This window comes from Halorubrum sp. Atlit-26R, assembly GCF_003666015.1.
Lineage (GTDB): Archaea > Halobacteriota > Halobacteria > Halobacteriales > Haloferacaceae > Halorubrum.
Map to the genome: position 1 here is coordinate 123,884 of NZ_QPLT01000005.1, position 22,630 is coordinate 146,513.

Sequence of the window (22,630 nt, forward strand, 5' to 3'; positions counted from 1 at the left end):
GCGGTTCCGAACCGCTCGGCGACGTGTCGGCGGAGGGACACGCCCGCGCCGGGCCCGCGACGACGCGTGCGGTTCATGCCGGTGGCGCCCGTTCGCCCCGTATGGACCACACGCGACGCGACGCGCTCGCCGGGGGCGCGCTCGCCCTCTCGGTCGCGGCGGCGGGCTGCCTCGACTTCGCCGCGGGCGACGGGCCGCAGGGCCCCGAGGGGACGCCGGCGACGCTGACCTGCGAGGACGAGGGGTTCGTCCGCCTCGATCGGCCGTTCGAGGCGTCGGTCACGGAGACCCGCGTCGAGACGGGCGAGACGACCGTGGAGCTCTCCACCGAGGGGACGAGCGAGACGTACGGCCAGTCGCTCCGACTCGTCCTCCGGAACACCGGCGGCGCCCCGACGCCCACGCTCGGGGAGTCCGCCTACTCGCTCCAGCGCGAGACGGGCGAGGGGTGGCTCGACGTCCGCGGGTCGACGACCGGCGAGGCCGTCGAACTCCCCCGGGAAGAGGCGTCGCTCGGCACGAGCTCGGCGTACTCGTGGGACATCACGCTGACCGAGTCGGGGATCGCCGACGCGGTCGACGGCGTCGACCTGTCGGTCTGCCCGCCGCTCGGCGCCGGGACCTACCGGTTCGTCTACTGGGGGCTCGTCGACGCGCCGCCGATCGGCGCGGAGTTCGAACTGGTCGGGTGAGCAGCCGTCTCGCGCCGCGCGCGAGGACTCAGAACGGCTGCCAGTCGGAGGGCTGTCCGACGCGGCCGCGGACCCGGAACTCCCGGTCGTCGTCGTCGACGCGCGTCTCGACGACGACCTCGAACGGCTCGTGGAGCGTGTGGACGACCTGCTCGTCGTGGGCGGTCGAGCCGACGACGCCGACGAACGGCCACCCCTCGCCGGATGTCTGGGAGGTCATCACGCGGGTGAACCGGTAGATGCGCTCGGGGTCCCAGTACATCAGCAGCTGCGAGAGCGAGTAGACGCCGACCGCGCGGTCCCGGCCGGCGGATGACTCGACGATGTCGGTGAACTTGATCCCGATGTCGGTGAGGTTGCCCGCGCTGGCGACGTACTTGGTCGTCGGCGTGTCCTCGCGCTTGTCGCCCTGCTCGTGGGTGACGCAGTCGATGACGACGACGTCGTCGCCGTCGCCGCCCGTCAGCTCCTCGTAGTCGCCGCGGACCTTCTCCGCGGTCCGGCCCGTCGAGATGACGACCGGGCCGTCGGACCACGCCGCGAGCAGCCGGTTGAACAGGTCGTACTTCCCGCTCATCGGGGGACCGCTGATGAGGACGCTGTCGGCACCGCGGACAGCGTCGGGAAGCGCGGTCATGGTGAAAACGTGAGAGGGTGTCGGGTAAAACCCTTCCGAGGGATCACTTTCGGAGCATGGAGGGGAGGTCGAGCGACGACGGCGGCCCCTCCCGCGGCCCGTCGGTCAGTGTCAGTTCGCGTATCGCACCGGGGAGCGCGGCGGGCACCGGGGACTCGCGCGGCTCCCCGGCGCCGTCGACGAGCGAGGACCAGACCTCGTCGTCGTCGGGGTCGTCGCGCTCCGCCTTCGCCTCCAGCGCCTTCGTCCGCCCCTCGTCGTACGCCAGCTCCACGATGCTCCGGTCGTAGCTCCCCGGGAACGCCTCCAGCACGCGGTCGAGCTCATCCGGCCGGGCGCTGTCGACGCCGGCCGCGACGCCGAGCGCGAAGGCGCGCTCGACGGCCTCCTCGCGGGTGAGGTCGTCCCACTCCGTGCCGAACGTGCGGTCGTACATCAGTGCGTCACCGTCGCGGCCGAGCCGACGCGGAGCCCGCCGTCGGTGAACTCCACGTCTTGGATGTCGGTGTCGACGTTCGTCCCCCGCATCTTCAGCACCTGAACCCCGCGCTGCATCCCCTCGTCTTCGAGGTAGTTGTGCATAAAGACGACGCCGTGTGCGAGGTAGTGCTCCTCGGAGTAGGCGCTCGGGTCGGTCATCTCGGAGATCAGGAGCGTCGTGGCGTCGGTCCGCTTCAGCGAGGAGAGCAGCTGGATCATCGTGTCCTCGTCGTCGTCGAGGAGGAACCGCAACAGCATCGTCGAGTCGAAGACGACCCGGTCGATGTCGCGGGAGTTGATGAACCCGGTGAGGCGGTTGGTGACGCCCGAGCGGTCGCGGCGGTCGCCCGGGAGCCCGAAGAAGCGCCGGCCGTCCGACGAGAAGGAGTCGAGGAAGGTGACGCGGTCGGAGTCGAGCGCGCGGTCGAACCCGAAGTCGTAGCCGCTCATGTCCTCGCGGATCCCCTCCTTGGTCTCGTGCATGCTGATGTAGAGGACGTCCTCCCCGTTCCGGGCGCCCTGGGCCGCGAACTGCGAACAGAAGGTCGTTTTGCCGCTCCCGGGCGGACCGCTGACCACGTAGAGGCGGTTCTCGGGGAACCCGCCGTCGACGAGGCCGTCGAACCCCGGGACGCCGCTTGAGACGCGCATACGTGGGAAACCCGTCGGACGGCTGATAAGCGTTGGCACCCGGTTCTCACGGGTGAGAACCGACGCGGTCCGCGAGCGTCCCGCGCCGAACCGGAGGCGGCCCCTCCTCCCGACTACGCCTCCGCGGCCTCGACGTCGTCGAGTTCGGCGGCGAGCGCGTCGTCGACGTCGGGCGAGACCCAGACGACGAACCGGTCGTCGGACTTGACGATGCCGCGGACGCCCTCGTCCTCGACCGTCGTGCCCTGGTCGACGTCCTCGGGCGAGACGTCGCGGACCTGGAACACCTCGTCGACCATCCAGCCGACCGTTCCGCCCTCGTCGATCTCGGCGTCGTCGAAGACGACGATCCGCTCGCGCGGGCCGTCCTCGTCGATGTCGAACACCGTCTTCGGGTCGACGATCGTCGTCGTCCGGCCGCGGAGGTCCATCACGCCCTCGACGTGGTCCGGCGAGTTGGGGATCCGCGTGAGCTCGCCGGCGTCGACGATCTCGTCGATGACGCCGATGTCCAGACAGTACGTCCCGTCGCCCAGCCCGAACTCCAGCACCTTGGTCGGCTCGGCCTCCGCCTCTGTTGCTGCCATGCCCGTAGCTGCGGCGAACCGACAAATAATCGTGTCCCCTGAATTATCAGGGGTGATTACTGGGTCCGTGGATTTATGCTGATTCTGCGCCCGCCGTGAGACATGAGCAGGACGACGGATCGGCGCGGCGGTCGGGACGGGTCGCCGCGGGTGGTGGTCGTCGACGACTCGCCGTTCATGCGGGGACTGATAGGCGACCTCCTGAGCGACGCCGGGGTCACGGTCGTCGGCGAGGCGGGGGACGGGGAGGAGGCGCTCTCGGTGGTCGCCGAGACGCGCCCCGACGTCGTGACGATGGACGTCGAGATGCCCGGGATGGGCGGGCTCGAAGCCGTCGAGCGACTGATGGAGGAGACGCCGACGCCGGTGTTGATGCTGTCGGCGCACACCGACGAGGGCGCGGAGGTCACCTTCGAGGCGCTGGACCGCGGGGCGGTCGACTTCTTCGCGAAGCCCGGCGGCGAGGTGTCGACCGGCGTCTCGCGGGAGTCGGAGCGCCTCGTCGAGGCGGTGCGCTCGGTCGCGGGCGCCGACCTCGACGCCGCGACCCGCGAGCGCGACGACCCGAGCGCCGCGGCGTCGCGGTCGAGCGAGTCCGGCGGCGACCCCGGTGCCGGCGCGGACGCGGCGGACGTCGACGGGCCGCTGACCGTCGTGATCGCGGCGTCGACCGGCGGGCCGAACGCGGTCGAGCGCGTGCTGTCGGCGCTGCCGATGGCGGACTGCCGCGTGGTGGTCGTCCAGCACATGCCGGAGGCGTTCACCTCGCGGTTCGCGGACCGGCTCGACGCCGCCTCCGCGTACGACGTGCGCGAGGCGAGCGACGGCGCGCGGATCGGCGCGGGGGAGGTGCTCGTCGCCCGCGGCGGGAGCCACACGCTGATCGACAGCTACCGTTCGGGGCGGCTCCGGGTGAAGCTCGACGAGGACGACGACTCCCACACGGTCACCCCCGCCGCCGACGTGACGATGCGCTCGGCGGCCGAGGTGATCGACGACCCGCTCGTCGGCGTCGTGTTGACCGGGATGGGCTCGGACGCCGCCGAGGGGATCCGCGCGATGGCCGACGCCGGGGCGCGCACGCTGGCGCAGAGCGAGGACACCTGCGTCATCTACGGGATGCCGAAACGCGCGGTCGAGACCGGCGGGGTCGACGCGGTGTACGACCTCGACGACGTCGCCGGCGCGATAGTGGGGGGTGAGGCCTGATGGACTCCCACCGCGCCGCGTTCGTCGCCGAGGCGGAAGACGGGATCACCGACCTCAACAACGCCCTGCTCGCCTTAGAGGCCGACCCCGAGGACACCGAGGCGATGGACGACGTGTTCCGCGTCGCCCACACCCTGAAGGGGAACGCCGCGGCGATGGGGTACGAGGACGTCTCCGACTTCGGGCACGCGCTCGAAGACCTGCTGGACGCGGTCCGGCAGGGCGACCGGGAAGTGACGCCCGAGCTGATGGACCTCCTCTTCGAGGGGGTCGACACCGTCGAGGCGATGGTCGAGGAGATCGCCGACACCGGCGAGGTGTCGACCGACCCCTCCGATCTGGAATCGCGACTGCGCGAGATGGAGGAGCACGGCACCGTCGGGGGCGACTCCGCGGACGAGGCTGCCGCCGACCCGGACGACGAATCCGCCGACGATAGCCCCGAGGAAGGGGATCGCGACGACGCAGACGCGGACGAGGACGACGTCTCCGTCCCCGAGCCGCCCGCGGCGGCTGCCGACCTCCCGGACCCGGTCGCGTACGCGGACGTGACGATCGGCGACGCGCAGATGCCGGGGGTCGACGCGGCGCTCGTCCTCCAGGCGCTCGACGAGCAGTTCGACGGCCACGCGACCGACCCCGCGCCGGAGGCCTTAGAGGACGGCGAGTACGACGAGTCGTTCGACGCCTTCGTCGGCGGCGCCGACCCCGAGGTCGTCGCCGAGGGGCTCCGGGCGCTCACGCAGGTCGAAGCGGTCTCTGCGGTCGCGGTCGGCGGCGGTGACGACGCCGCGGCCGCGGAACCGAGCGACGAGGGCGCCGAGTCGGGCGATGCGGACGCGGCGTTCGACGACGAGTCCGCCGAACCCGCGGACCCCGAGCGCGCCGAGCCGGAGCCGGCCGACGACGCGGCCGACGCACCCGAGCCGTCGGACGCCGACTCCGACGCCGCCGACTCCGACGGTTCGGACTCGGGGTCGACCGATTCGGACTCGGGGTCGACCGATTCGGACCAGAAGTCGAACGACTCCGGCTCGAAGTCGGAGTCGAAGTCCGGCGACGAGATCAAGTCGATCCGCGTCGACGTCGACCAGGTCGACGAGCTGTACGGGCTCGTCGAGCAGCTGGTGACGAGCCGGATCAAGCTCCGTCGGGAGATAGAGGGAACGGACGCGGAATCGGACGCCTTAGACGAGCTCGACAAGCTCGCTTCCAGCCTGCAGGACACGGCGATGGACATGCGGCTCATCCCGTTCTCGCAGGTCTCGGACTCGTTCCCGCGGCTCGTCCGCGACATCTCGCGGGACCTCGACAAGCGGATCGACTTCGAGATCGAGGGCGACGACGTGGAGCTCGACCGCACGATCCTCACGGAGATGCGCGACCCGCTCGTGCACGTCCTGCGGAACGCGGTCGACCACGGGATCGAGCCGCCCGAGGAGCGCGAGGCCGCGGGGAAGGACCCGACCGGGCACGTCAAGCTCTCGGCCGAGCGCGAGCGCGACCACGTTATCATCGAGGTCGCCGACGACGGCGGCGGGCTCGACCCGGACCAGCTCCGCGAGAAGGCGGTCGACGAGGGCGTCAAGAGCCGCGAGGCGGTCGACGCGATGGAGGACGACGAGGTGTACGACCTCGTGTTCCACCCCGGCTTCTCCACCGCCGAGGAGGTCACGGACGTCTCCGGCCGCGGCGTCGGGATGGACGTGGTCCGGACGACCGCGCGCGACCTCGACGGCTCCGTGTCCGTCGAGAGCGAGCCCGGCGAGGGGACGACGGTCCGGTTCCGGCTCCCCGTCACCGTCGCCATCGTGAAGGTGATGTTCGTCGACGTCGGCGGCACGGAGTACGGCATTCCGATAAAATCGATCGCGGAGGTCGCCCGCGCCGACGACGTGGAGGAGGTCCACGGCGACGAGGTCGTCAGACACGAGGACGACCTCTACCCGGTGATCCGGCTGAACGAGCGCCTCGGCGAGATAGACGCGGGCGCGGCGGAGGCGTCCGCTGCCGAGGCGGCCGCCGACGAGACTCCCGCCGCCGACGGCGGCGTCGCGACCGACGAGCCGGGTGACGACGGGTTCGTCCCGGCGGACCCGACGAGCGACGCCACCGACGAGTCCGGCGGGGACTCGACCGACAACGGGATGCTCGTCCGGATCCGCGAGGAGACGCGGCAGGTCGCGCTCCACTGCGACGCCGTGCTCGACCAGGAGGAAGTGGTGGTCAAACCCCTCGACGGCCCGCTCTCGGGGACGCCGGGCCTCAGCGGCACGGCCGTCCTCGGCGACGGGGACGTCGTGGCCGTGCTCGACGTGGTGAGCCTATGAGCGGGTCGGCGGACGACGGCGAGACGGCGTTCGAAGGCGTCCTCCGGCAGATCGACGACACGGTCCCGTTCGAGCCGGGGTACTACAACGAGTCGTACCTCGACCGCCGGATCACGGCGCGGATGCGCCGGCGCGACACCGAGTCGCACGCGGAGTACGAGCGCATCCTCCGCGAGGACGCCGACGAGCGGCAGGCGCTGATGGACGCGCTCACGATCAACGTGACCGAGTTCTTCCGCAACCCGGAGATGTGGGACGTGCTCCGGGACGTGCTGCGCGAGCGGACCGCGGAGCAGCGGCGCGTCCGCGTCTGGTCGGCCCCGTCGGCGGACGGCCGCGAGCCGTACTCCGTCGCGATGTTGGCCTGCGACGACCCCGAGATAGACGAGTCGCGCGTGGAGGTGCTCGGCTCCGACATCAGCGAGGAGGCGCTCGACAACGCCCGCAAGGGCGTCTACCACACGACGCGGACGACCGACATCGCCGAGGAGCTGGAGCCGCTCTCAGACCCCGACCGCTACGTCGAGCGCGACGGGGACACGTTCCGCGTCAGGGACGCGCCCCGCCGGCTCGTCGAGTTCGAGACCCACGACCTGATCCGCGACGGCGCCCGCGACCCCTTCGACGTGGTGTTGTGTCGGAACCTGCTGATCTACATCGACGTCGACCACAAGGCCGCCCTCTTCGACACGCTGGAGGCGTCGCTCGCGGACGACGGCGTCCTCGTGTTGGGGATGACCGAGAGCGTTCCGCCGGACCGCTCCGACCGCTACGAACCGATCGACAAGCGACGGCGGGTGTTCGGGAGGCGCTGATGTCGCTGTACCAGCACGCTCGGGACGGGAACGCGGAGCGCCTCCGGGACGCGCTCGGCAGCGACAGCGCGGCCGTCCGGCGGCGCGCCGCGGAGTTCCTCGGCGAGATCGGCGAGGAGGGCGACCAGCCGACGGTCGACGGGCTGCTCCGCGCGGCGACGACGGACGACGACCCCGAGGTCCGCGGCGCGGCGGTCGACGCGCTCGACGAGATCGGCGAGGCGGCGCTCGAACAGCTCCTCGAGGAGCTCACCGGCGGCGGGGGCGACTCCGAGGCCGAGTGGGTCACCGCGCGCAAGTTCGCCCGCGCGCTGGAGGCCGACCGACCGGAGCTCCGGATGGCGGCGGCGAACGCGCTCGGGCGCCTCGACGACGCGAGCGGTCTCCAACCCCTGGTCGGCGCGCTCGACGACGAGGACCCCCGCGTCCGGCTCCGCGCGGCGCAGGCCTGCGGGACCTACGCCGACGCGCGGGCGGTTCCGGGGCTGCGCGAGCGGCTCGACGACGAGGAGCCGCGGGTGCGCCGCGCCGCCGCGAACGCGCTGGGAACGATCGGGACCGACGAGGCCCTCTCCCCGCTGCTCGAACTGCTCGGTGACGGCGACGAGTCGATCCGGCGGATCGCGGCCGGCGCGCTCGGGAAGGCGAGCACGCCGGAGCCGGTCGAGCCGCTCGCGCGGGCGCTCGGCGACGAGAGCGCGGTCGTGCGCAACGCGGCCGTGTACTCGGTGATCGAGCTGCTCTCGAACGTGCCGACCCAGCAGAGCCACGCGGTCCGCGACCAGGTGGTCTCGGAGCTGAAGGCGGCCGACGACGCGACCGTCGTCGAGCCGCTCGTCGAAATCCTCACCGACGGCCAGCAGTCCCGCCAGCGCCGGAACGCGGCGTGGATCCTCGGCCGAGTGGCGGACCCGGATACGGCGACCGCGGTGGAGGCGCTCGCGGACGCGCTCGCGGACGACGACCCGCAGACCGCGCAGTTCGCGGCCACGAGCCTCAAGAGCCTCGGCGGCCCCGTCGTCGAGGACCGCCTGCTCGACAAGCTGGGCCCCGAACACCCGGAGGACGCCCGCGCGAAGGCGGTGTTCGTCCTCGGGCAGATCGGCGGGCAGGAGACGCTGAACCGCCTCGAAGAGTACGCCGACGACGACAGCCAGGCCGTCAGAAAGCGCGTGTTCTCGGCCGTCTCGAAGCTGCGCGCGGGGGGTCCGTAAATGGCGCAAGAGGAGGGCGAGTACAAGATCACCGACACGCAGGCGAAGTTCGCGGTCGCGGTCCGCGAGGGCCGGAAGGTGAGCGACGTCTCGTGGACGCCCGGCCGCGTCCTGCTCTCGAACCGACGGCTCATCCTCGCCGGCAACGACGGGAAGCGGACCGTCCCGCTGTCGAAACTGGAACGGCTCGGCGGCCGTCACGACGCCAACCAGTCGGTCGCGCGCGTCTCCAACTACGTGAGCTTCGATTTGGGCGAGCAGGTGCTGCTCGTCGCCGCCAAGGACCACGAGCCGTTCGAGCGCGACGTCTACCGCGCGCTGCTCGACCAGAAGACGGTGATGGCGAAACACCCCGCGATCGAGGGCGGCGTCGTCCAGGACACCGAGTGGGAGCAGGCCCGCGTGAAGATCGACGAGAACGGGCTCAACGCCGCCCTGGAGCGCGGCGCGTTCGTGAAGTTCGACCTCGACGACATCAGCGGGCTCGACGCCGCGAAGCGCACGGTGAACGGCGAGAAGAAGCCCGTCATCGAGGTGTCGCACACCGACGACGAGGGGACGAGCATCGAGACGCACGTCGCGGGCGACCCGAGCCGGATGCGGTTCGTCGAGTCGTGGCTGCGAAAGGGCGAGGAGCGCAGTTCGACGAACGTCGACCTCTCCAGCCGCGACCGGGAGGTGCTGATGGCGCTGTACTCCGGCGTCTCGCCGTTCGAGATCCCCTCGTTCCTCGGGATGGACGTCGACGACGTCGAGGAGACGTTCGAGCGGCTGGTCGACCTCGAGGTGGTCGAGGAGGTGCGGATCCGCCGCGAGGTGGCGCTCAACTCCCGCGGCCGCAACATCGCCAGCGAGGCGATGAACGAGCAGTAGGGCGGCCTCGCTCCCCGAAGGCAACCCCGCGCCGGCGTCGGCGCGTCGAATCACGCTTAAGTCGGTGCCGCGCCGAGTCGGTTCATGAGCTACGAGGCGGTGCTTTTCGACCTCGACAACACGCTGTACCCGTACGCCCCCTGTAACGAGGCGGGCAAGCGGGCCGCGCTCGACGCACTCCGCGAGCGCGGGTACGACTTAGACCGCGCGGCGTTCGACGACCTGTACGCGACCGGGCGGCGGGAGACGAAGCGCGAGACCGGCGGCACTGCGGCCTCCCACAACCGCCACGTCTACTTCAAACGCGGGCTGGACCGGCGACTCGGCGAGCCGGACGTCGCGGGCGCGCTGGCGGCCGGCGACGCCTACTGGAACGGCTACCTCGCGGAGATGTCGCTCTGCGACGGCGTCGAGGCGGTCCTCGACGCCCTCGACGCGGCCGGCACCGACGTCGCGGTCGTGACGAACCTCACGACGCGGGTCCAGCTGCGGAAGCTCGTGCGCCTCGGGATCGACGACCGGATCGACCTGCTCGTCACCTCCGAGGAGGTGGGCCGCGAGAAGCCGAGCGCGCTCCCGTTCACGAGCGCCCTCGCCGAGCTGGACCGCCGCCCGAGCGAGGCGCTGGCGGTCGGCGACAACGTCGAGACCGACGTCGCCGGCGCGAACGCCGTCGGGCTCGACTCGGCGCTGTTCGTCGCCGACGGGGAGGCGCCGGCGGACGCGGAGCTCTCCGAGGAGCAGCGGCCGGACCGCCGGCTCGACGCGCTCGCCGACCTGACGGAGGTGGCGGCGTGACCCGCGACGACGCACGGGGCGACGGAACCGGCAGCGACGCGAACCCCGACCTCCTCCGGGAGGCGCGCGAGGCGGTCGTCGAGTACGCCCCCGCGCTCGCGGACCTGACGCCCGCCCGGACCGGGAACCTGAGCGTCCGCGACGGCGACGCGGTCGCGGTCACGCCCACCGGCGTCCCCTACGACTCCTTCGACGCCGCCGACGTGCCCGTGGTGTCGCTGGAGGGCGAGCGGCTCGCCGGGCGGATGGCGCCGTCGAGCGAGGTGCCGATGCACACGGGCATTTATCAACACGACCGGCCGGGCGCGATCGTCCACACCCACTCGCCGTGGGCGACGACGATGGCGACGCTTCATCAGAAGCTTCCCCCGATCCACTACATGATCGCCGCCGTGGGGCGGGAGGTCCCCTTAGCGGACTACGCGCCGTACGGCACCGAGGAGCTGGCGGCGAACGTCGTGGCCGCGATGGCCGAGGCGGGCTCCGACGCCGCGATCCTCGCGAACCACGGGCTCGTGGTGACCGGCCCCGATATCGAGACGGCGGTGGAGAACACCCGCCACGTCGAGGACATCTGCCGCCTCTACCTGCGCGCGTCCGCCGTCGGCGAGCCGCACGTCCTCACCGACGAGCAGATGGCGACGGTGGAGGAGCGGTTCGAGAGCTACGGCCAGCAGCCCGACGCGGAGTGAGGAGGGGAATCGCCGACAGTCGGCCGGTTTTATAAATACACGGGCGGCTACCGGATCGGTATGACAGACACCGAGCCGGCGCCGGCGGTCCGCGAGACCGCCGAGTCGATCGCGACCATGGAGATCCGCGGCGCGGCCACCATCGCCTCCGCGGCCGCCGAGGCGCTCGCCGAGCAGGCGGAGGCGGCGGCCGAGGCGGACGCGACCGCGAGCGACCCCGAGGCGTTCCGCGCGTCGATGCGCGCCGCGGCGCGGACCCTCCGCGAGACGCGCCCGACCGCGGTGTCGCTGCCGAACGCCCTCCGCTACGTCCTCCAGCGGATGGAGGGCGACTCCGTCGATCGGCTCCGGCGGAGCGTCGTCGACGCGAGCGAGGCGTTCGTCGAACAGCTCGACCGCGCGCAGGAGGACCTCGGGCAGGTGGGCGCGAACCGCCTCGCCGACGGAGACACAGTGATGACCCACTGCCACTCCACCGACGCCCTCGCGTGCATCGAGGCCGCCGTCGAGCAGGGGAAGTCGATCTCGGCGGTCGTCAAGGAGACGCGCCCGCGCCAGCAGGGCCACATCACCGCCGAACAGCTCCGCGAGGCCGGGGTACCGGTCACGCTGATCGTCGACTCCGCGGCGCGGCGCTACCTCGACGAGGTCGACCACGTCGTCGTCGGCGCCGACTCGATCGCCGCCGACGGCGGCGTGATCAACAAGATCGGCACCTCGGGGCTCGCGGTCAACGCCCGCGAGCGCGGCGTCCCGATCATGACCGCGGCCCAGACGATCAAGCTCCATCCCGAGACGCTGACGGGCCACACCGTCGAGATCGAGATGCGCGACGAGGCCGAGGTGATCGACCCCGAGGCCCGCGAGGAGATCGGCGACATCGCGGTCGAGAACCCCGCGTTCGACGTGACGCCGCCGCGGTACATGGACGCGATCGTCACCGAGCAGGGGCAGTTCCCCCCGGAGAGTATCGTGACGCTGATGCGCGAGCTGTTCGGCGAGGGCGCCGCCGAGCCGTGGGCGGAGCCATGAGCGGGCGCGACGGCGCTCCGGAGGACAGCGCGTCGGGCGACGGCGCCTCGGTCGACGGCGACCCCGGAGACGAGGGCGTCGACGACTGGGACGAGACCGTCGCGGCGTGGGACCGCGAGGTCGACGAGTGGGAGGGAGACGCCCCCGACGACGGGAGCGACGCGGACGCGGACGGCGGGAACGATGCGGGCGAGGACGGCGCCGCCGCCGCCCGAGGGACCGTCGCCGACGACCCCGGCGACGGGGCCGACGACGGCGGCAACGACGACGAGGTCGACCCCGCGGTCGACCGCGACCCCGACCTGACCCCCGACGAGGCCGACCGCGTGCCGAAGGTCGTCTCGGCGGGCCACATCAACTGGGACGTGACGATCCACGTCGACAGCCTGCCCGAGCCGGACGGCGAGACGCGGATCGAGCGGCTCGAACAGTCCGGCGGGGGCAGCGCCGCGAACGTCGCGGTCGGGCTCGTCGACCTCGGCGGCCAGTCGGTCGTCTACGGCAGCGTCGGCGGCGACGAGTCGGGCGCGCTGGCGCTGCGCGAGCTGTCGAAGGCGGGCGTCGACCCCGGACAGGTGCTCGTCGACGCGAGCGAGCCCACCTCGGTGAAGTACGTGATCGTCGACGGCGGGGGGGAGCTGCTCATGCTCGCGAACGACGGCGCAAACGAGTCGTTCTCCGCGGCGGGGCTCGACCGCGACACGCTCGCGGCCGCCGATCACCTCCACCTCACCGGGCAGCAGCCCGAGACCGCGGCGGCGCTCGCGACCGCGGCCGCCGAGGCGGGCGCGACGCGGAGCTTCGACCCCGGGCGCCGCGTCGCCGACCGGGAGTTCGACGCCGCGCTCCACGCGAGCGACGTGCTCTTCCTCAACGACCGCGAGGCCGACGCGCTCGCGGCGGCGACGGACGTGGACCCGTGGGAGCCGGACGACCGCGTCGTCGCGATCAAGCTCGGCGACGAGGGCGCGACGGTGCGGACGCCGCACGGCAGCGTCTCGCACCCGGGGTTCGACGTCGACCCGGTCGACACGGCCGGCGCGGGCGACGCCTTCGCGGCCGGGTTCCTCGCCGCCGCGCTCCGGGAGCCGGAGATCACCGGCGACGGGTTCTCGCACGACCCGCGCGACTACCAGGTGCCGATCCTCGTCGGCAACGCCTGTGGCGCGGTCGCCACGGAGTCGGTCACCGCGCGCACCGACCTCTCGTGGGACCGCGTCCGCGAGACGATGGGCGAGTCGCCCGAGACGGACCTCCTCATCGAGGTCCGGGCCTGAAGCGTTCGACGAGGGGATCGATCGCGGGTGCTCGGGCTCGCAAACGCCGCGCTCCGTCACTCGATATCGTCGCCGTCGCGCACCGTCCCGGTCTCACCCCAGCCGTCGGTGACCGAGAGCCGCGCCGCGTCGGGGAGCGGGTCGCTCGTGACGCGGAGCAGCGCGGCCGGGTAGGTGATCGCCTGTCCGCAGGCGACGTCCTCGCCCTCGGCGCCCGGCACGGTCGCGTCCGCGACCAGGGTCCCGTCCTCGGTCCCGACGTCCTCGAACGCGATCTCGTCGTGGCAGGTGTCGGGGCCGACGGACTCGACGTAACAGAGGACCGACTCCGAGAAGTCCGTCTCCTCGACGAACGCGCGGACCGCTTCCGGGGCGTCGTCGAACAGCGATCCCCCGTCGCCCTCCTCGGTGAGAAGCACGCAGATCCCGCGCCGCTCGGTTCGGTCCCACGACGGACCCGAGAGGGCCGAACCGACCTGCTGGACGGCCGTCGTCACTCCGTCTGCGGTGCCGTCACCGTCGGCGCCGTCGGCGCCGTCTTCGCCGTCGGTTCCGCCGCTGCCGTCGCCATCGTTGCCGTTTTCGTCGCCCCCGTCGCTGTCGCCGCCGTCTCCGTCGCCACCGTCGGTTCCGTTTTCGTCCGTGGGGACGCCGGCCTCGGTACACCCCGCGAGCGCGGCGGCGGTGCCGGCGGCGACGCCGTGGAGGGCCGCTCGTCGCGTGAGACGCGTCATACCTCCCGGTACGCGGTCGATATAAAAGGGTCTCCTGTAGACGCAAACGCGCGTCTCACCAATCGCGCCGCGGCCGGTCCGGGGGAATCCGGCGCGTTTGCGGCCGGCTACGCCGGCGGCGCGAACAGCGCCTCGATCGCCTCGCCGTCGAGGCCGGCGGCGAGGCCGAGCGCGAGCGCGACGCGCGCCTTCGCGGCCGGCAGGTCACCGGCGAACGTCACGCCGTGGTCCGCGAGCGTGACCGCGCCGCCCGGCGTCCCGTACACCGGCTCCGTCGGTCCGGCGGGCGGGCGGCCGGCGACGACGACCGGCACGGACTCGACCGCCTCGCCGATCGCGTCGCCGAGCGCGCCGGCGACGTTGCCGAGGCCGGTCCCCTCGACGACGACTCCGCCGACGCCCGCGTCGAGCGCGCGGTCGAGCGTCCCCGCGCCGACGCCGGTCCCCGAGTGGACCACCGGGACTTCGGGCACGTCCGCGGGGCCTTCGATCGCGTCCGCGAGCGGGTCGACCGCGACGCCGCGCTCGGGCGCGCGGACGAGCCGCGAGGCGGCGCGGGTGAACGTCGCCACCGGTCCCGTCCCCGGCGAGGTCATCGTCGACAGCGCGTTGCTGTGGCCCTTCACGACGTCGCGTGCGGCGTGGAGCTCGTCGTCGAACGCGACGTGAACCCCCCGAGAGAACCGGTCGTCCGCGGCCGCCCGGACGGCGAGTGCGAGGTTCGCGGGCACGTCGCTGGAGGGCTCGTCGAGCCGACGCTGTGCCCCCGTCACGACGATCGGGGCGTCGAGGTCGGTGAGCAGGTCCAGCGCGAACGCGGTGTCCGCGAGCGTGTCCGTCCCGTGAGTGACGACGACGCCGTCGGCCGCCCCCTCGGCGCTCTCGCTCACCTCGTCCGGGGCCTCCCCCACCGCGTCGCGCACGGCGGCCGCGGTCGCGAGCACGTCCCGCCACCGCACGTCGAAGCCGGGCTGCGAGCACACCTCGCTGGTCGTCACCCGCGCGTGGTCGCTCACGGCCGGCACCGCCTCGACGAGGTCGTCGCCTGTCTTCTCGGGGGCCGCGCCGTCGTCGCCCGGCTCCGAGGCGATTGTGCCGCCGCAGGCGACGACCGCCACCCGGGGTTTCCCGCCGTCGGCGCGCGGGACGGCGCCGTCTCGGTCCCTCCGGTCTTCGCGTCGGTCGCGGCGATCGGTCTCGGTCATGTGCCTCCTTCGCCGCCCGACGGACAAAGCGGTTGGTGCCGCGGCAGTCGTTCCGCGCCGCGCCCGTCGGTCTCCGACCGTCGCCCGCCTCCATCGTCGGCGGTCCGCAGCGGTCTGGTCGCTCCCGATGGGTCGAATCGCCCCGCGGCCGCCGGATCGCCGCTGATCCCGAAACAAAGGATTAGCGGACTCGATAAACAGTTAAAATGTCTTTGCGGCCGTTTTAAAACGACCCGACCGGTCGAGAAATGTGGTAAAATTCGTCGAACCCTCGGCGGGGTATATGTGGTCCCTCGTTGTACGGAGAAGTGTCCATGTCAACCCCCGCTCCCACGCAGATCGCCTCCGGCGAACGGCTCGCCGGGCTGATGACCGGCACCGTCAAGGCCGCCGCCTTCTGGGCGGCCATCGCCATCCCCGCAACGTACCCTGCCCTGCTGTACTCGGGCCTTGACGGCGGTACCGGGCAGCTGTTCGTCGCCCTGCTGTTCGCGAACGCCCTCGCGCTCGCGCTCGGCCACGACTACAAGCGCTGATCGTCGGCGCCTGACCGCTCGCCGAAGCCCGACTCGAACCGCCCGGCCGAACGCCGACGCGTCGCGTGGACACCGGCGCTTCGCCCTCCCGCCCTCCTCCCGTCGTTTTCCCCTTACAGTCCCCGCTCCGCGGCCCTTCGCTTCCCGTCCCGGCGGTCCGCTCTCGAAGCGCTTACCCTCGCCCCGGTCCGACTGCGGGTATGAGCGACGAGACCCGCGTCGAGTGGCGCGACTGGGGCCCCGAGGCGTTCGCCGAGGCCGACGAGCGCGACCGCCCGGTGCTGCTCTCGCTGTCGGCCACCTGGTGCGAGGGCTGTCACGAGATGGACGCGATCACCTACGCGGAGCCGCGGATCGCGGCCAACGTCAACGAGGGGTTCGTCCCCGTCCGCGTCGACGTCGACCGCCGCCCGCGGGTGCGCGAGCGGTACAACATGGGCGGGTTCCCGACGACCGCCTTCCTCACCCCCGAGGGGAAACTGCTGACGGGCGCGGGCTACCTCGACGTCGACGGGATGCGGCAGGTCCTCGAATCGGTCCGAGAGATGTGGGTCGACAAGGGCCGCGAGGCCGGGCGCGTCCCCCGCGCGCTCGACGCTGACCTGCCGCCCCGCGGCGAGCTGACGGACGGGATCGAGAGCCACCTGGCGGGCCAGCTGGAGGCGAAGTACGACGCCGAGCACGCCGGCTGGGGGACGGACGCGAAGTTCCCGCTCTCCCGCACCGTCGAGTTCGCGCTGAAGCGCGACCGGAGCCGCGCGCTCCGGACGCTCGACGCGGTCCGCGACCACCTCACCGACGACGTCGACGGCGGGTTCTTCCGGTACGCGGGCACGTCGGACTGGGGCGACGTCGCCTACGAGAAGCCGCTCGACACGAACGCGGCCGTCACCCGCGCGTTCGCCAACGCCTTCCTCTACACCGGCGACGAGGCCTACCTCGACCCCGCGCTCGACGCCGTCTCCTTCCTCACCGACGAGCTCTGGACCGGCTACGGCGTCGGCGGCAGCCTCGGGCCCGGGCTCGGCCGGGCGTACTACGCGGCGCCCGCCGAGGACCGCGCGGACCTGGACGAGCCGCGACGCGACCTCACCGTGTTCGCAGGCGGCAACGCGCTCGCCGCGGACGCGCTGCTCGCGGTGGCCGCCTACACCGACGACGAGCGCGCCCGCGAGTATGCCGACCGGATCCTCGACGGGCTGGAACGCGATCTGATCGACGCGGCGAGCGGCGCGGTGACCCATTACCGCGGCAGCGACGACGCCGGCGAGACCGACCTGCTGGAGGACGCCGCCCGCGTCGTCGGGGCGTACGTCCGCGCGGCCGGCGTGCGCGGCGAGGGCGCCGACGTCGCCCGCGCGGTCGCGGACCGGGCGATCGACCGGCTCCGCGTCGACGGCTCCTTCGTTGACGGGCCGCGCTCGGGCCCGGGGCTGCTCGACCGGTCGTTCCGCCCGCTCGACGCCAACGTCGAGATGGCGTCGTCGCTGCTCGACTTGGCGGCGCTCACCGGCGAGGAGCGCTACCGCGAGGTCGCCCGCGAGACCGCCGAGGCGTTCGCCGGGGCCACCGACCGGCTGAGCGTTCAGGTCGCCGACTACGGGAGCCTCGCGGGGCGGCTCCTCCGCGGGACGACCGTCATCGCGGTCGGGACCGAGCCCGGGAGCGACCTCCACCGCGCCGCGTGGCGGGTCGCCGACCACGAGAAGGTGATCGCGCCGAACGCCCACGAGCCCGACGCGCCCGCGCCGCGCACGGTCCCGGAGGGGACGGCGGTCGTCCTCGCCGGCGACGGCGCCTCGGAGCCGGCGGAAACGCCGGACGAGTTGATGGAGCGCGTCGGGGACGTCCTCGCCTGAGCCTCGCCGATCCCTCGCCCGAGCGTCCGGAGCGCGTCGGGGACGTCCTCGCCTGAGCCTCGCCGATCCCTCGCCCGAGCGTCCGGAGCGTGTCGGGGCGGACGCCGTCGCATCGCGTCGGCGTCGGCGCGTGCGCCGAGCGCGGTGATCCGAATCGTAAACGTGCGACGCGTTTATACGGATGCCGCGGCATCCCCGGGTATGGCATCTCTCCGCGATCTGGGCCTCTCCGAGTACGAGGCCCGGGCGTACCGCGCGCTCCTCCGGACCGGGCCGACGACGGCGAAGGACCTCTCGCGGGCCAGCGAGGTCCCGATGGGACGGATCTACGACGTGCTCAACAGCTTGGAGCAGCACAATCTCGTCCGCAGTCAGGCGGCGAGCCGGCCGAAGAAGTACGTCGCGGTCGAGCCGGACGCGGCGCTCGACCGCCTGCTCGACGAGAAGAAGGAGGAGCTCCGGACGCAGGCGGAGCAGTACGAGTCGGTCGTCGACGACCTCTCGACCGAGCTCGACGCCGGCGAGCCGGTCGACGGCCAGTTCTGGACCGCGGCGGTCGGCGCCGAGGAGGCGACGGACCTCCTCTTAGAGCGGATCGCCGCCTCGGAGCGCCGGGTCGTCGTGGTCGCGGGCGCGCCCGCGACCGGCTTCGACCTCGGCACGATCGGCGAGCGCGTGACCGCCGAGCTGGAAGCCGCGCTCGACCGCGGCGTGGAGATCCGGGTGCTGCTGTCGCCGGCGACGGTCGACGAGCTCCCCCGGAGCGTCGGTCGTCGGTACACGTCGGAGCTGGCCGACATGGAGGGGTTCGAGGTTCGGACAATCCCGGGAATCGACGGGACGTTCAACGTGTTCGACGAGATCGAGGTGTGTATCGAGGTGCCCCACCCGCTGTCGGCGGACGAGCCGTTCGCGATGATCGACGTGAAGGACATCGAGTTCGCGACGAGCGTCAAAGACCAGTTCGAGCCGCGCTGGGCGGAGGCGGAGCCGCTGACGTTCGGATAAGCGGCTGACAACATCTGCTTATAAACGGTAGTGCGGTGGCGCGTGCCGACGAGCGCCCGTAGGGCGCGAGTCGCACGCGCGAGGGAGTCGGTCGCCGAGCGGAGCGACGGCGACCGACGAGGCTGGGGAGGCGTGAGGTGCGGTTGCGGTGCTGTGCGGGGCGGGACTCAAAGGGGCAGTCGCGAGGCCACCGTAGGCGACCCAAGCACCGCAGCGAAGGAACGGAGTGACTGAGCGAGGAGCGCAGCGAGCGTACGGTGGCCTCGCGGCTGGGGCTTTGGAAGTGTTCGCAGTCGATCTGTAATCAGCAATTTATAAGCGAGCGGCTGGGGCTTTGGAAGTGTTCGCAGTCGATCTGTAATCAGCAATTTATAAGCGAGCGGCTGGGGCTTTGGAAATGTTCGCTGCCGCGCCGCTAACTACTTATAAACAATCGACAGCAACGCCCGGACTTATTTAAAATGGCTTGGAGACCACGTCTACACGCTCTTATCGGTCGAGTTCGTCCCGCAGGTCGCCTAAGCGGACCTCGCGCTCGGCGTGGGCGTTGTGCTGGTGGATCGACTCGTCGTTCGACTGCTTCATGTGGATCACGGCGTCGTCCGAGAGGTGCGGGAACTCCTCGACGGTGCCCTCGGCGAGCGCGCGGACGCAGTCCTCGACGAACTTCGCGTCGGCGTGGGCCTCGTAGGTCATGTGGTCCTCGTCGGGCCGCTTCGCCATGTTGTAGATGCGGGCGCTCATCGAGTCGCGGGCGACGTCGATCACGTCCCGGAGGTCCACGTCCGGGTGGCCGTCGGTCGTGATCGTCAGGGTCGCGTGGCCGCGCTGGGAGTGGCCCGGCTGCGGGACGGCGTCTAAGAACTCCTCTGTCGTCTCCTCGTCGACGCCCAGCTCGGCGAGCTTGTCGCGGGCCCGCGACTCGCTCATGCCCTGCGAACAGGGGCAGACGGTCATGCCCGTCACCTCGGCGCCGATCTCCTCGCGGGTGCCGTCCTCGGTCGCCTCGGCGCTGGCGACGATCGTCGCCGTGCTCTGCGTCTCGATGTCGGAGGCCGGGGTGTTCTCGCGGGTGACCAGCTCCGCCGACATCGACACCTCGGCGGTGGTGGTGTAGTCGTGTTTCTCGAGGAGTCGCTCGGCGGCGTCGCCGCAGACGTCCTCGACGCGGTACGCCTCCTCGCGGGTGATGTCCTCTAAGATTTCGTCGACCGTCGCGAGGTTCCGCGACATGTCGATCCCCTTTCGGCCACTCGGGAGGTCGACGAACACCTCGAACTCGGCCATGAGGACGATGGGCCGTTTGTCGCCGCGCGCCAGCTTGACGAGCTTCTCCACGCCGGTGACGCCGACCTGCGAGAGCCCGACGGTGACGTCGGGGGCCGAAGCCTGTACGTCCGGCAGCTGATGACTCATTACGAACATGATAGGGACTGCCGGGATTAGCCCTTTCGGAAGGGGGAGGTGCGTCTGGTAGTCGCCCGCGTGCGACCCGACCGCGCGAACGGGCGGCGCGGCGCTCGCCGTCGACTCGCGCGTGTGAGACGCCCACGTCCCGCGGGTCGTAACGCACGATTTATAACGGCGGCAGCGGAAGGTGTCCCAAGACCATGCCGAGTTCCAATGGGCCGCAGAAGGCGACTCGCGACAAGCTCTCGAACAAACCCCGAAACCGCGGGACCTCCCCGCCGCAGCGAGCGATCCAGGAGTTCGAGGAGGGGTCGCAGGTCCACCTCAAGATCGACCCGAGCGTCCCCAAGGGACGCTTCCACCCGCGGTTCGACGGCCGTACCGGGACCGTCGTCGGCAAGCAGGGCTCCGCGTTCAAAGTCGAGATCCCGGACGGCGGCAAGACGAAGACGCTCATCGTCACCGCCGCCCACATGAGCGCGCAGCAGAACTGAGATGACCATCTTCAAAGAGAAGCTCGACGAGGAGTACGTCACCACCTCCGAGGCGAAGGAGATCCTCGTGGAGATCGAAGACGAGCGCGCGGAAGACGAGGACCGCGACCTCCGCTACGAGCTGGCTCGCGCGATCGAGCACGTCAACCGGTTCGCGGAGCTCGACGCCGACGAGTCCCGCGAGCTCGTCGAGGAGCTGGCCGAGCTCGAACAGATCGACGTGCCGACCGCGGTGAAGATCGCGGACCTGCTCCCCGAGGACCGCACGGAGCTCCGCTCGGTGTTCGCCCAGGAGCGCTACTCGCTCGACGGCGAGGAGCTCGACGAGATCCTCGACGTCGTCGCGAAGTACGCCTGAGCGCGGCTCGCGCCGATTCGCACGACCTTCTCTCCTTCCCGCTCCTCCCCTTCCGCGCCCTGCCCTTCCGTTCTCGACTCGCCAGATTCTCCGCCGCGACGTCCCGCCTCGCCAGCGGTTTTTTCACCGCTCGGAGCGATAAACGATACATGGACAACGCCGACGGCGACGGGACGCCGGCCGACGATCGGAGCGGGGGCGACGCCGCCGCGGACGCCGCCGCCGGGGACGACGGCCCGACCGCCGTCCTGCTCGACGTGCTGCCGAACGGGCGGCCGGACGACGACCGCCCGCAGTCCAGTAAGTCGCCGGTGGCGTACGGGCTCGGCGTCGGTTCGTTCGCGCTGTACGAGCTGACGCTCGCCGACGACGCGGACGCCTCGGTGGGCGACCGGATCGCGCTGGACGGGCCGACCGTCGGCCGCTACCGCGAGGTCTCGTTCGACGACCTCACGCGGAACGCGGCCGCGGAGATCGAGTACGCCGCCGAGGCGATCGTCGAGGCCGACGAGGAGCGGTTCGTCGACTTCTACAACGAGGCGGGGCCGATCACCCTCCGGCTCCACCAGCTGAACCTGCTTCCCGGAATCGGCAAGAAGCTGCGGAACGACCTCCTCGACGAGCGGAAGCGCGGGCCCTTCGAGAGCTTCGCCGACGTCGAGGAGCGCATCTCCGGGCTCCACCGCCCGCGGGAGGTGATCTTAGAACGGATCGTCGAGGAGATCCGCGAGGACGACCTGAAGTACCGGACGTTCGTCGGCCGCGAGGAGTAAGGCGGCGCCCTCCCTCGGAGGCCGCTCCGGTGACCCCGAAACGAGGCTTTTACCCGAACACCGCGTGTACCCCGGCTATGACCGACTCATCGACGGGTGAGGGCGCCGCGTACGGGAGCCGCGATCCCGACGCGCTCGCGAGGCGGGCCGGCGCGCGCGCCGACCCCGGCCGCGACCAGCACTTCCTCGTCGACGACCGGGTCCTCGACCGGATCCCGGGGTACCTCCCGGACGACGCCGACCGGAGCCACCTCCTGGAGATCGGCGGCGGCGCGGGCGCGCTCACCGACCGGCTGCTGGCGACGGCGAGCGACTCCTCGGGGCGCCTGACGGTGATCGAGCGCGACGGCGCGTTCGCCGACTTCCTCCGCGAGGAGTTCGCGGCCGCGGTCGCCGACGGCCTGCTCGACGTGGTCGAGGGGGACGCGCTCGACGTCGACCTCCCGCCGTTCACCGCCTGCGTCGCCAACCTCCCGTACGGGGTCTCCTCGGAGATCGCCTTCCGCTTGCTCCCTGAGAAGAAACCGCTCGTGTTGATGTTCCAGGCCGAGTTCGCCGACCGGATGGTGGCGTCGGCCGGCGAGTCCGAGTACGGCCGGCTCTCGGTGTCGGCGCAGCACTACGCCGACGTGGAGATCGTCGAGCGCGTCCCGAAGGAGGCGTTCGACCCCCAGCCCGCCGTCGAGAGCGCCGTCGTGCGCTGTATCCCTCGCGACCCGGAGTACGCCGTCGGCGACGAGGCGTTCTTCCTCCGGTTCGTGAAGGCGCTGTTCACCCAGCGACGCAAGACGGTGCGGAACGCGGTGCGGAACACGGCGCACATCTCGGGGCTCGACGACCCGGACGCGGTCGTCGACGCCGCCGACGAGGAGCTCATGAGCAGCCGGCCGGGTACGCTGGAACCGGCGGCGTTCGCCGCGTTGGCGGAGCTGGCCCGCGAGCGCGGCGCCCCGACGGAGACGTGAC

At 71.8% G+C, this 22,630-nt stretch carries 23 protein-coding genes and 1 pseudogene; 17 read left to right on the plus strand and 7 right to left on the minus strand.

All coding sequences use genetic code 11. The annotated features are described in order from the left end of the window. The first annotated feature begins 101 nt into the window (after positions 1-101). Complete coding sequence (locus DVK07_RS07545; RefSeq protein WP_121596482.1) at positions 102-692, plus strand: DUF6517 family protein; 591 nt, start codon at positions 102-104, stop codon at positions 690-692. 28 nt (positions 693-720) lie between these two features. Here DVK07_RS07545 and DVK07_RS07550 read toward each other — a convergent pair whose 3' ends face one another. The 4 genes from DVK07_RS07550 to DVK07_RS07565 form a co-directional block, all read right to left on the minus strand. After that, positions 721-1,329, minus strand: coding sequence for a hypothetical protein (locus tag DVK07_RS07550; protein WP_121596483.1), 609 nt, complete (start codon positions 1,327-1,329; stop codon positions 721-723). 43 nt (positions 1,330-1,372) lie between these two features. Then, positions 1,373-1,765 carry a hypothetical protein gene (locus DVK07_RS07555; protein ID WP_121596484.1) on the minus strand — a complete coding sequence of 131 codons (393 nt, stop codon included), beginning with the start codon at positions 1,763-1,765 and terminating at the stop codon, positions 1,373-1,375. Continuing rightward, complete coding sequence (locus DVK07_RS07560) at positions 1,765-2,460, minus strand: RAD55 family ATPase (protein ID WP_017343945.1); 696 nt, start codon at positions 2,458-2,460, stop codon at positions 1,765-1,767. The genes DVK07_RS07555 and DVK07_RS07560 overlap by 1 nt, the downstream gene beginning before the upstream one ends. Before the next feature lie 113 nt (positions 2,461-2,573). After that, complete coding sequence (locus DVK07_RS07565; protein ID WP_121596485.1) at positions 2,574-3,047, minus strand: chemotaxis protein CheW; 474 nt, start codon at positions 3,045-3,047, stop codon at positions 2,574-2,576. Between the two features lie 102 nt (positions 3,048-3,149). Between DVK07_RS07565 and cheB the strand changes: the two genes are divergently transcribed. The 9 genes from cheB to DVK07_RS07610 all read left to right on the plus strand — a co-directional run bounded on the left by cheB (position 3,150) and on the right by DVK07_RS07610 (position 13,287). Beyond that, positions 3,150-4,256 (plus strand): chemotaxis-specific protein-glutamate methyltransferase CheB, encoded by a 1,107-nt coding sequence (gene cheB / locus DVK07_RS07570; protein WP_121596486.1) that lies wholly within the window; start codon positions 3,150-3,152, stop codon positions 4,254-4,256. After that, positions 4,256-6,586, plus strand: a complete 2,331-nt coding sequence (locus tag DVK07_RS07575) for a chemotaxis protein CheA (protein WP_121596487.1) — start codon at positions 4,256-4,258, stop codon at positions 6,584-6,586. The genes cheB and DVK07_RS07575 overlap by 1 nt, the downstream gene beginning before the upstream one ends. Then, entirely contained in the window at positions 6,583-7,401 is an 819-nt protein-coding gene (locus DVK07_RS07580; protein ID WP_121596488.1) for a protein-glutamate O-methyltransferase CheR, read from the plus strand. The genes DVK07_RS07575 and DVK07_RS07580 overlap by 4 nt, the downstream gene beginning before the upstream one ends. Next, positions 7,401-8,615, plus strand: coding sequence for a HEAT repeat domain-containing protein (locus DVK07_RS07585; RefSeq protein ID WP_121596489.1), 1,215 nt, complete (start codon positions 7,401-7,403; stop codon positions 8,613-8,615). Before DVK07_RS07580 ends, DVK07_RS07585 begins: the two co-directional genes overlap by 1 nt. Further along, positions 8,616-9,488 carry a CheF family chemotaxis protein gene (locus DVK07_RS07590; protein ID WP_121596490.1) on the plus strand — a complete coding sequence of 291 codons (873 nt, stop codon included), beginning with the start codon at positions 8,616-8,618 and terminating at the stop codon, positions 9,486-9,488. An 84-nt stretch (positions 9,489-9,572) separates the two neighbouring features. Next, complete coding sequence (locus tag DVK07_RS07595; RefSeq protein WP_121596491.1) at positions 9,573-10,286, plus strand: HAD family hydrolase; 714 nt, start codon at positions 9,573-9,575, stop codon at positions 10,284-10,286. Beyond that, positions 10,283-10,978 carry a class II aldolase/adducin family protein gene (locus tag DVK07_RS07600; RefSeq protein WP_121596492.1) on the plus strand — a complete coding sequence of 232 codons (696 nt, stop codon included), beginning with the start codon at positions 10,283-10,285 and terminating at the stop codon, positions 10,976-10,978. The genes DVK07_RS07595 and DVK07_RS07600 overlap by 4 nt, the downstream gene beginning before the upstream one ends. Positions 10,979-11,038: 60 nt before the next feature. Continuing rightward, positions 11,039-12,010 carry a ribose 1,5-bisphosphate isomerase gene (locus tag DVK07_RS07605; RefSeq protein ID WP_121596493.1) on the plus strand — a complete coding sequence of 324 codons (972 nt, stop codon included), beginning with the start codon at positions 11,039-11,041 and terminating at the stop codon, positions 12,008-12,010. Next, positions 12,007-13,287, plus strand: a complete 1,281-nt coding sequence (locus DVK07_RS07610; protein ID WP_121596494.1) for a carbohydrate kinase family protein — start codon at positions 12,007-12,009, stop codon at positions 13,285-13,287. Before DVK07_RS07605 ends, DVK07_RS07610 begins: the two co-directional genes overlap by 4 nt. On the opposite strand, the pseudogene DVK07_RS07615 reads toward DVK07_RS07610, so the two are convergent. Together DVK07_RS07615 and DVK07_RS07620 are read right to left on the minus strand one after the other, a co-directional pair. Further along, positions 13,264-14,021 (minus strand): annotated as a pseudogene (locus DVK07_RS07615) (hypothetical protein); the annotation flags it as partial. The gene DVK07_RS07610 and the pseudogene DVK07_RS07615 sit on opposite strands and share 24 nt — an antisense overlap. Before the next feature lie 107 nt (positions 14,022-14,128). Further along, the gene (locus DVK07_RS07620; protein ID WP_121596496.1) at positions 14,129-15,226 is read right to left on the minus strand and encodes an asparaginase; all 1,098 of its coding nucleotides are present in this window, start codon (positions 15,224-15,226) and stop codon (positions 14,129-14,131) included. 314 nt (positions 15,227-15,540) lie between these two features. Here DVK07_RS07620 and DVK07_RS07625 point away from each other — a divergent pair, with 314 nt between their 5' ends. From DVK07_RS07625 to DVK07_RS07635, 3 genes are all read left to right on the plus strand, one after another. Beyond that, positions 15,541-15,762 carry a hypothetical protein gene (locus DVK07_RS07625; protein WP_121596566.1) on the plus strand — a complete coding sequence of 74 codons (222 nt, stop codon included), beginning with the start codon at positions 15,541-15,543 and terminating at the stop codon, positions 15,760-15,762. Positions 15,763-15,962: 200 nt separating this feature from the next. Then, complete coding sequence (locus DVK07_RS07630; RefSeq protein ID WP_121596497.1) at positions 15,963-17,621, plus strand: DUF255 domain-containing protein; 1,659 nt, start codon at positions 15,963-15,965, stop codon at positions 17,619-17,621. Between the two features lie 201 nt (positions 17,622-17,822). Then, complete coding sequence (locus tag DVK07_RS07635; protein WP_121596498.1) at positions 17,823-18,629, plus strand: TrmB family transcriptional regulator; 807 nt, start codon at positions 17,823-17,825, stop codon at positions 18,627-18,629. 489 nt (positions 18,630-19,118) lie between these two features. Here DVK07_RS07635 and mptA read toward each other — a convergent pair whose 3' ends face one another. Beyond that, positions 19,119-20,045, minus strand: coding sequence for a GTP cyclohydrolase MptA (gene mptA / locus DVK07_RS07640; RefSeq protein WP_121596499.1), 927 nt, complete (start codon positions 20,043-20,045; stop codon positions 19,119-19,121). Between the two features lie 194 nt (positions 20,046-20,239). Here mptA and DVK07_RS07645 point away from each other — a divergent pair, with 194 nt between their 5' ends. The 4 genes from DVK07_RS07645 to DVK07_RS07660 all read left to right on the plus strand — a co-directional run bounded on the left by DVK07_RS07645 (position 20,240) and on the right by DVK07_RS07660 (position 22,629). Next, entirely contained in the window at positions 20,240-20,533 is a 294-nt protein-coding gene (locus DVK07_RS07645) for a 50S ribosomal protein L21e (RefSeq protein ID WP_004597168.1), read from the plus strand. 1 nt (position 20,534) lies between these two features. Then, entirely contained in the window at positions 20,535-20,891 is a 357-nt protein-coding gene (locus DVK07_RS07650; RefSeq protein WP_121596500.1) for an RNA polymerase Rpb4 family protein, read from the plus strand. Between the two features lie 149 nt (positions 20,892-21,040). After that, complete coding sequence (locus DVK07_RS07655) at positions 21,041-21,664, plus strand: DUF655 domain-containing protein (RefSeq protein WP_121596501.1); 624 nt, start codon at positions 21,041-21,043, stop codon at positions 21,662-21,664. 77 nt (positions 21,665-21,741) lie between these two features. Continuing rightward, positions 21,742-22,629 carry a 16S ribosomal RNA methyltransferase A gene (locus DVK07_RS07660; RefSeq protein WP_121596502.1) on the plus strand — a complete coding sequence of 296 codons (888 nt, stop codon included), beginning with the start codon at positions 21,742-21,744 and terminating at the stop codon, positions 22,627-22,629. Position 22,630 lies beyond the last annotated feature (1 nt).

What these genes read in the sequence shown, in the direction of transcription:
- DVK07_RS07545 (WP_121596482.1), top strand. Translation starts at nt 102, where the DNA reads ATGGACCACACGCGACGCGACGCGCTCGCCGGGGGCGCGCTCGCCCTC.
- DVK07_RS07550 (WP_121596483.1), bottom strand. Translation starts at nt 1,329, where the DNA reads ATGACCGCGCTTCCCGACGCTGTCCGCGGTGCCGACAGCGTCCTCATC.
- DVK07_RS07555 (WP_121596484.1), bottom strand. Translation starts at nt 1,765, where the DNA reads ATGTACGACCGCACGTTCGGCACGGAGTGGGACGACCTCACCCGCGAG.
- DVK07_RS07560 (WP_017343945.1), bottom strand. Translation starts at nt 2,460, where the DNA reads ATGCGCGTCTCAAGCGGCGTCCCGGGGTTCGACGGCCTCGTCGACGGC.
- DVK07_RS07565 (WP_121596485.1), bottom strand. Translation starts at nt 3,047, where the DNA reads ATGGCAGCAACAGAGGCGGAGGCCGAGCCGACCAAGGTGCTGGAGTTC.
- cheB (WP_121596486.1), top strand. Translation starts at nt 3,150, where the DNA reads ATGAGCAGGACGACGGATCGGCGCGGCGGTCGGGACGGGTCGCCGCGG.
- DVK07_RS07575 (WP_121596487.1), top strand. Translation starts at nt 4,256, where the DNA reads ATGGACTCCCACCGCGCCGCGTTCGTCGCCGAGGCGGAAGACGGGATC.
- DVK07_RS07580 (WP_121596488.1), top strand. Translation starts at nt 6,583, where the DNA reads ATGAGCGGGTCGGCGGACGACGGCGAGACGGCGTTCGAAGGCGTCCTC.
- DVK07_RS07585 (WP_121596489.1), top strand. Translation starts at nt 7,401, where the DNA reads ATGTCGCTGTACCAGCACGCTCGGGACGGGAACGCGGAGCGCCTCCGG.
- DVK07_RS07590 (WP_121596490.1), top strand. Translation starts at nt 8,616, where the DNA reads ATGGCGCAAGAGGAGGGCGAGTACAAGATCACCGACACGCAGGCGAAG.
- DVK07_RS07595 (WP_121596491.1), top strand. Translation starts at nt 9,573, where the DNA reads ATGAGCTACGAGGCGGTGCTTTTCGACCTCGACAACACGCTGTACCCG.
- DVK07_RS07605 (WP_121596493.1), top strand. Translation starts at nt 11,039, where the DNA reads ATGACAGACACCGAGCCGGCGCCGGCGGTCCGCGAGACCGCCGAGTCG.
- DVK07_RS07610 (WP_121596494.1), top strand. Translation starts at nt 12,007, where the DNA reads ATGAGCGGGCGCGACGGCGCTCCGGAGGACAGCGCGTCGGGCGACGGC.
- DVK07_RS07620 (WP_121596496.1), bottom strand. Translation starts at nt 15,226, where the DNA reads ATGACCGAGACCGATCGCCGCGACCGACGCGAAGACCGGAGGGACCGA.
- DVK07_RS07625 (WP_121596566.1), top strand. Translation starts at nt 15,541, where the DNA reads ATGTCAACCCCCGCTCCCACGCAGATCGCCTCCGGCGAACGGCTCGCC.
- DVK07_RS07630 (WP_121596497.1), top strand. Translation starts at nt 15,963, where the DNA reads ATGAGCGACGAGACCCGCGTCGAGTGGCGCGACTGGGGCCCCGAGGCG.
- DVK07_RS07635 (WP_121596498.1), top strand. Translation starts at nt 17,823, where the DNA reads ATGGCATCTCTCCGCGATCTGGGCCTCTCCGAGTACGAGGCCCGGGCG.
- mptA (WP_121596499.1), bottom strand. Translation starts at nt 20,045, where the DNA reads ATGAGTCATCAGCTGCCGGACGTACAGGCTTCGGCCCCCGACGTCACC.
- DVK07_RS07645 (WP_004597168.1), top strand. Translation starts at nt 20,240, where the DNA reads ATGCCGAGTTCCAATGGGCCGCAGAAGGCGACTCGCGACAAGCTCTCG.
- DVK07_RS07650 (WP_121596500.1), top strand. Translation starts at nt 20,535, where the DNA reads ATGACCATCTTCAAAGAGAAGCTCGACGAGGAGTACGTCACCACCTCC.
- DVK07_RS07655 (WP_121596501.1), top strand. Translation starts at nt 21,041, where the DNA reads ATGGACAACGCCGACGGCGACGGGACGCCGGCCGACGATCGGAGCGGG.
- DVK07_RS07660 (WP_121596502.1), top strand. Translation starts at nt 21,742, where the DNA reads ATGACCGACTCATCGACGGGTGAGGGCGCCGCGTACGGGAGCCGCGAT.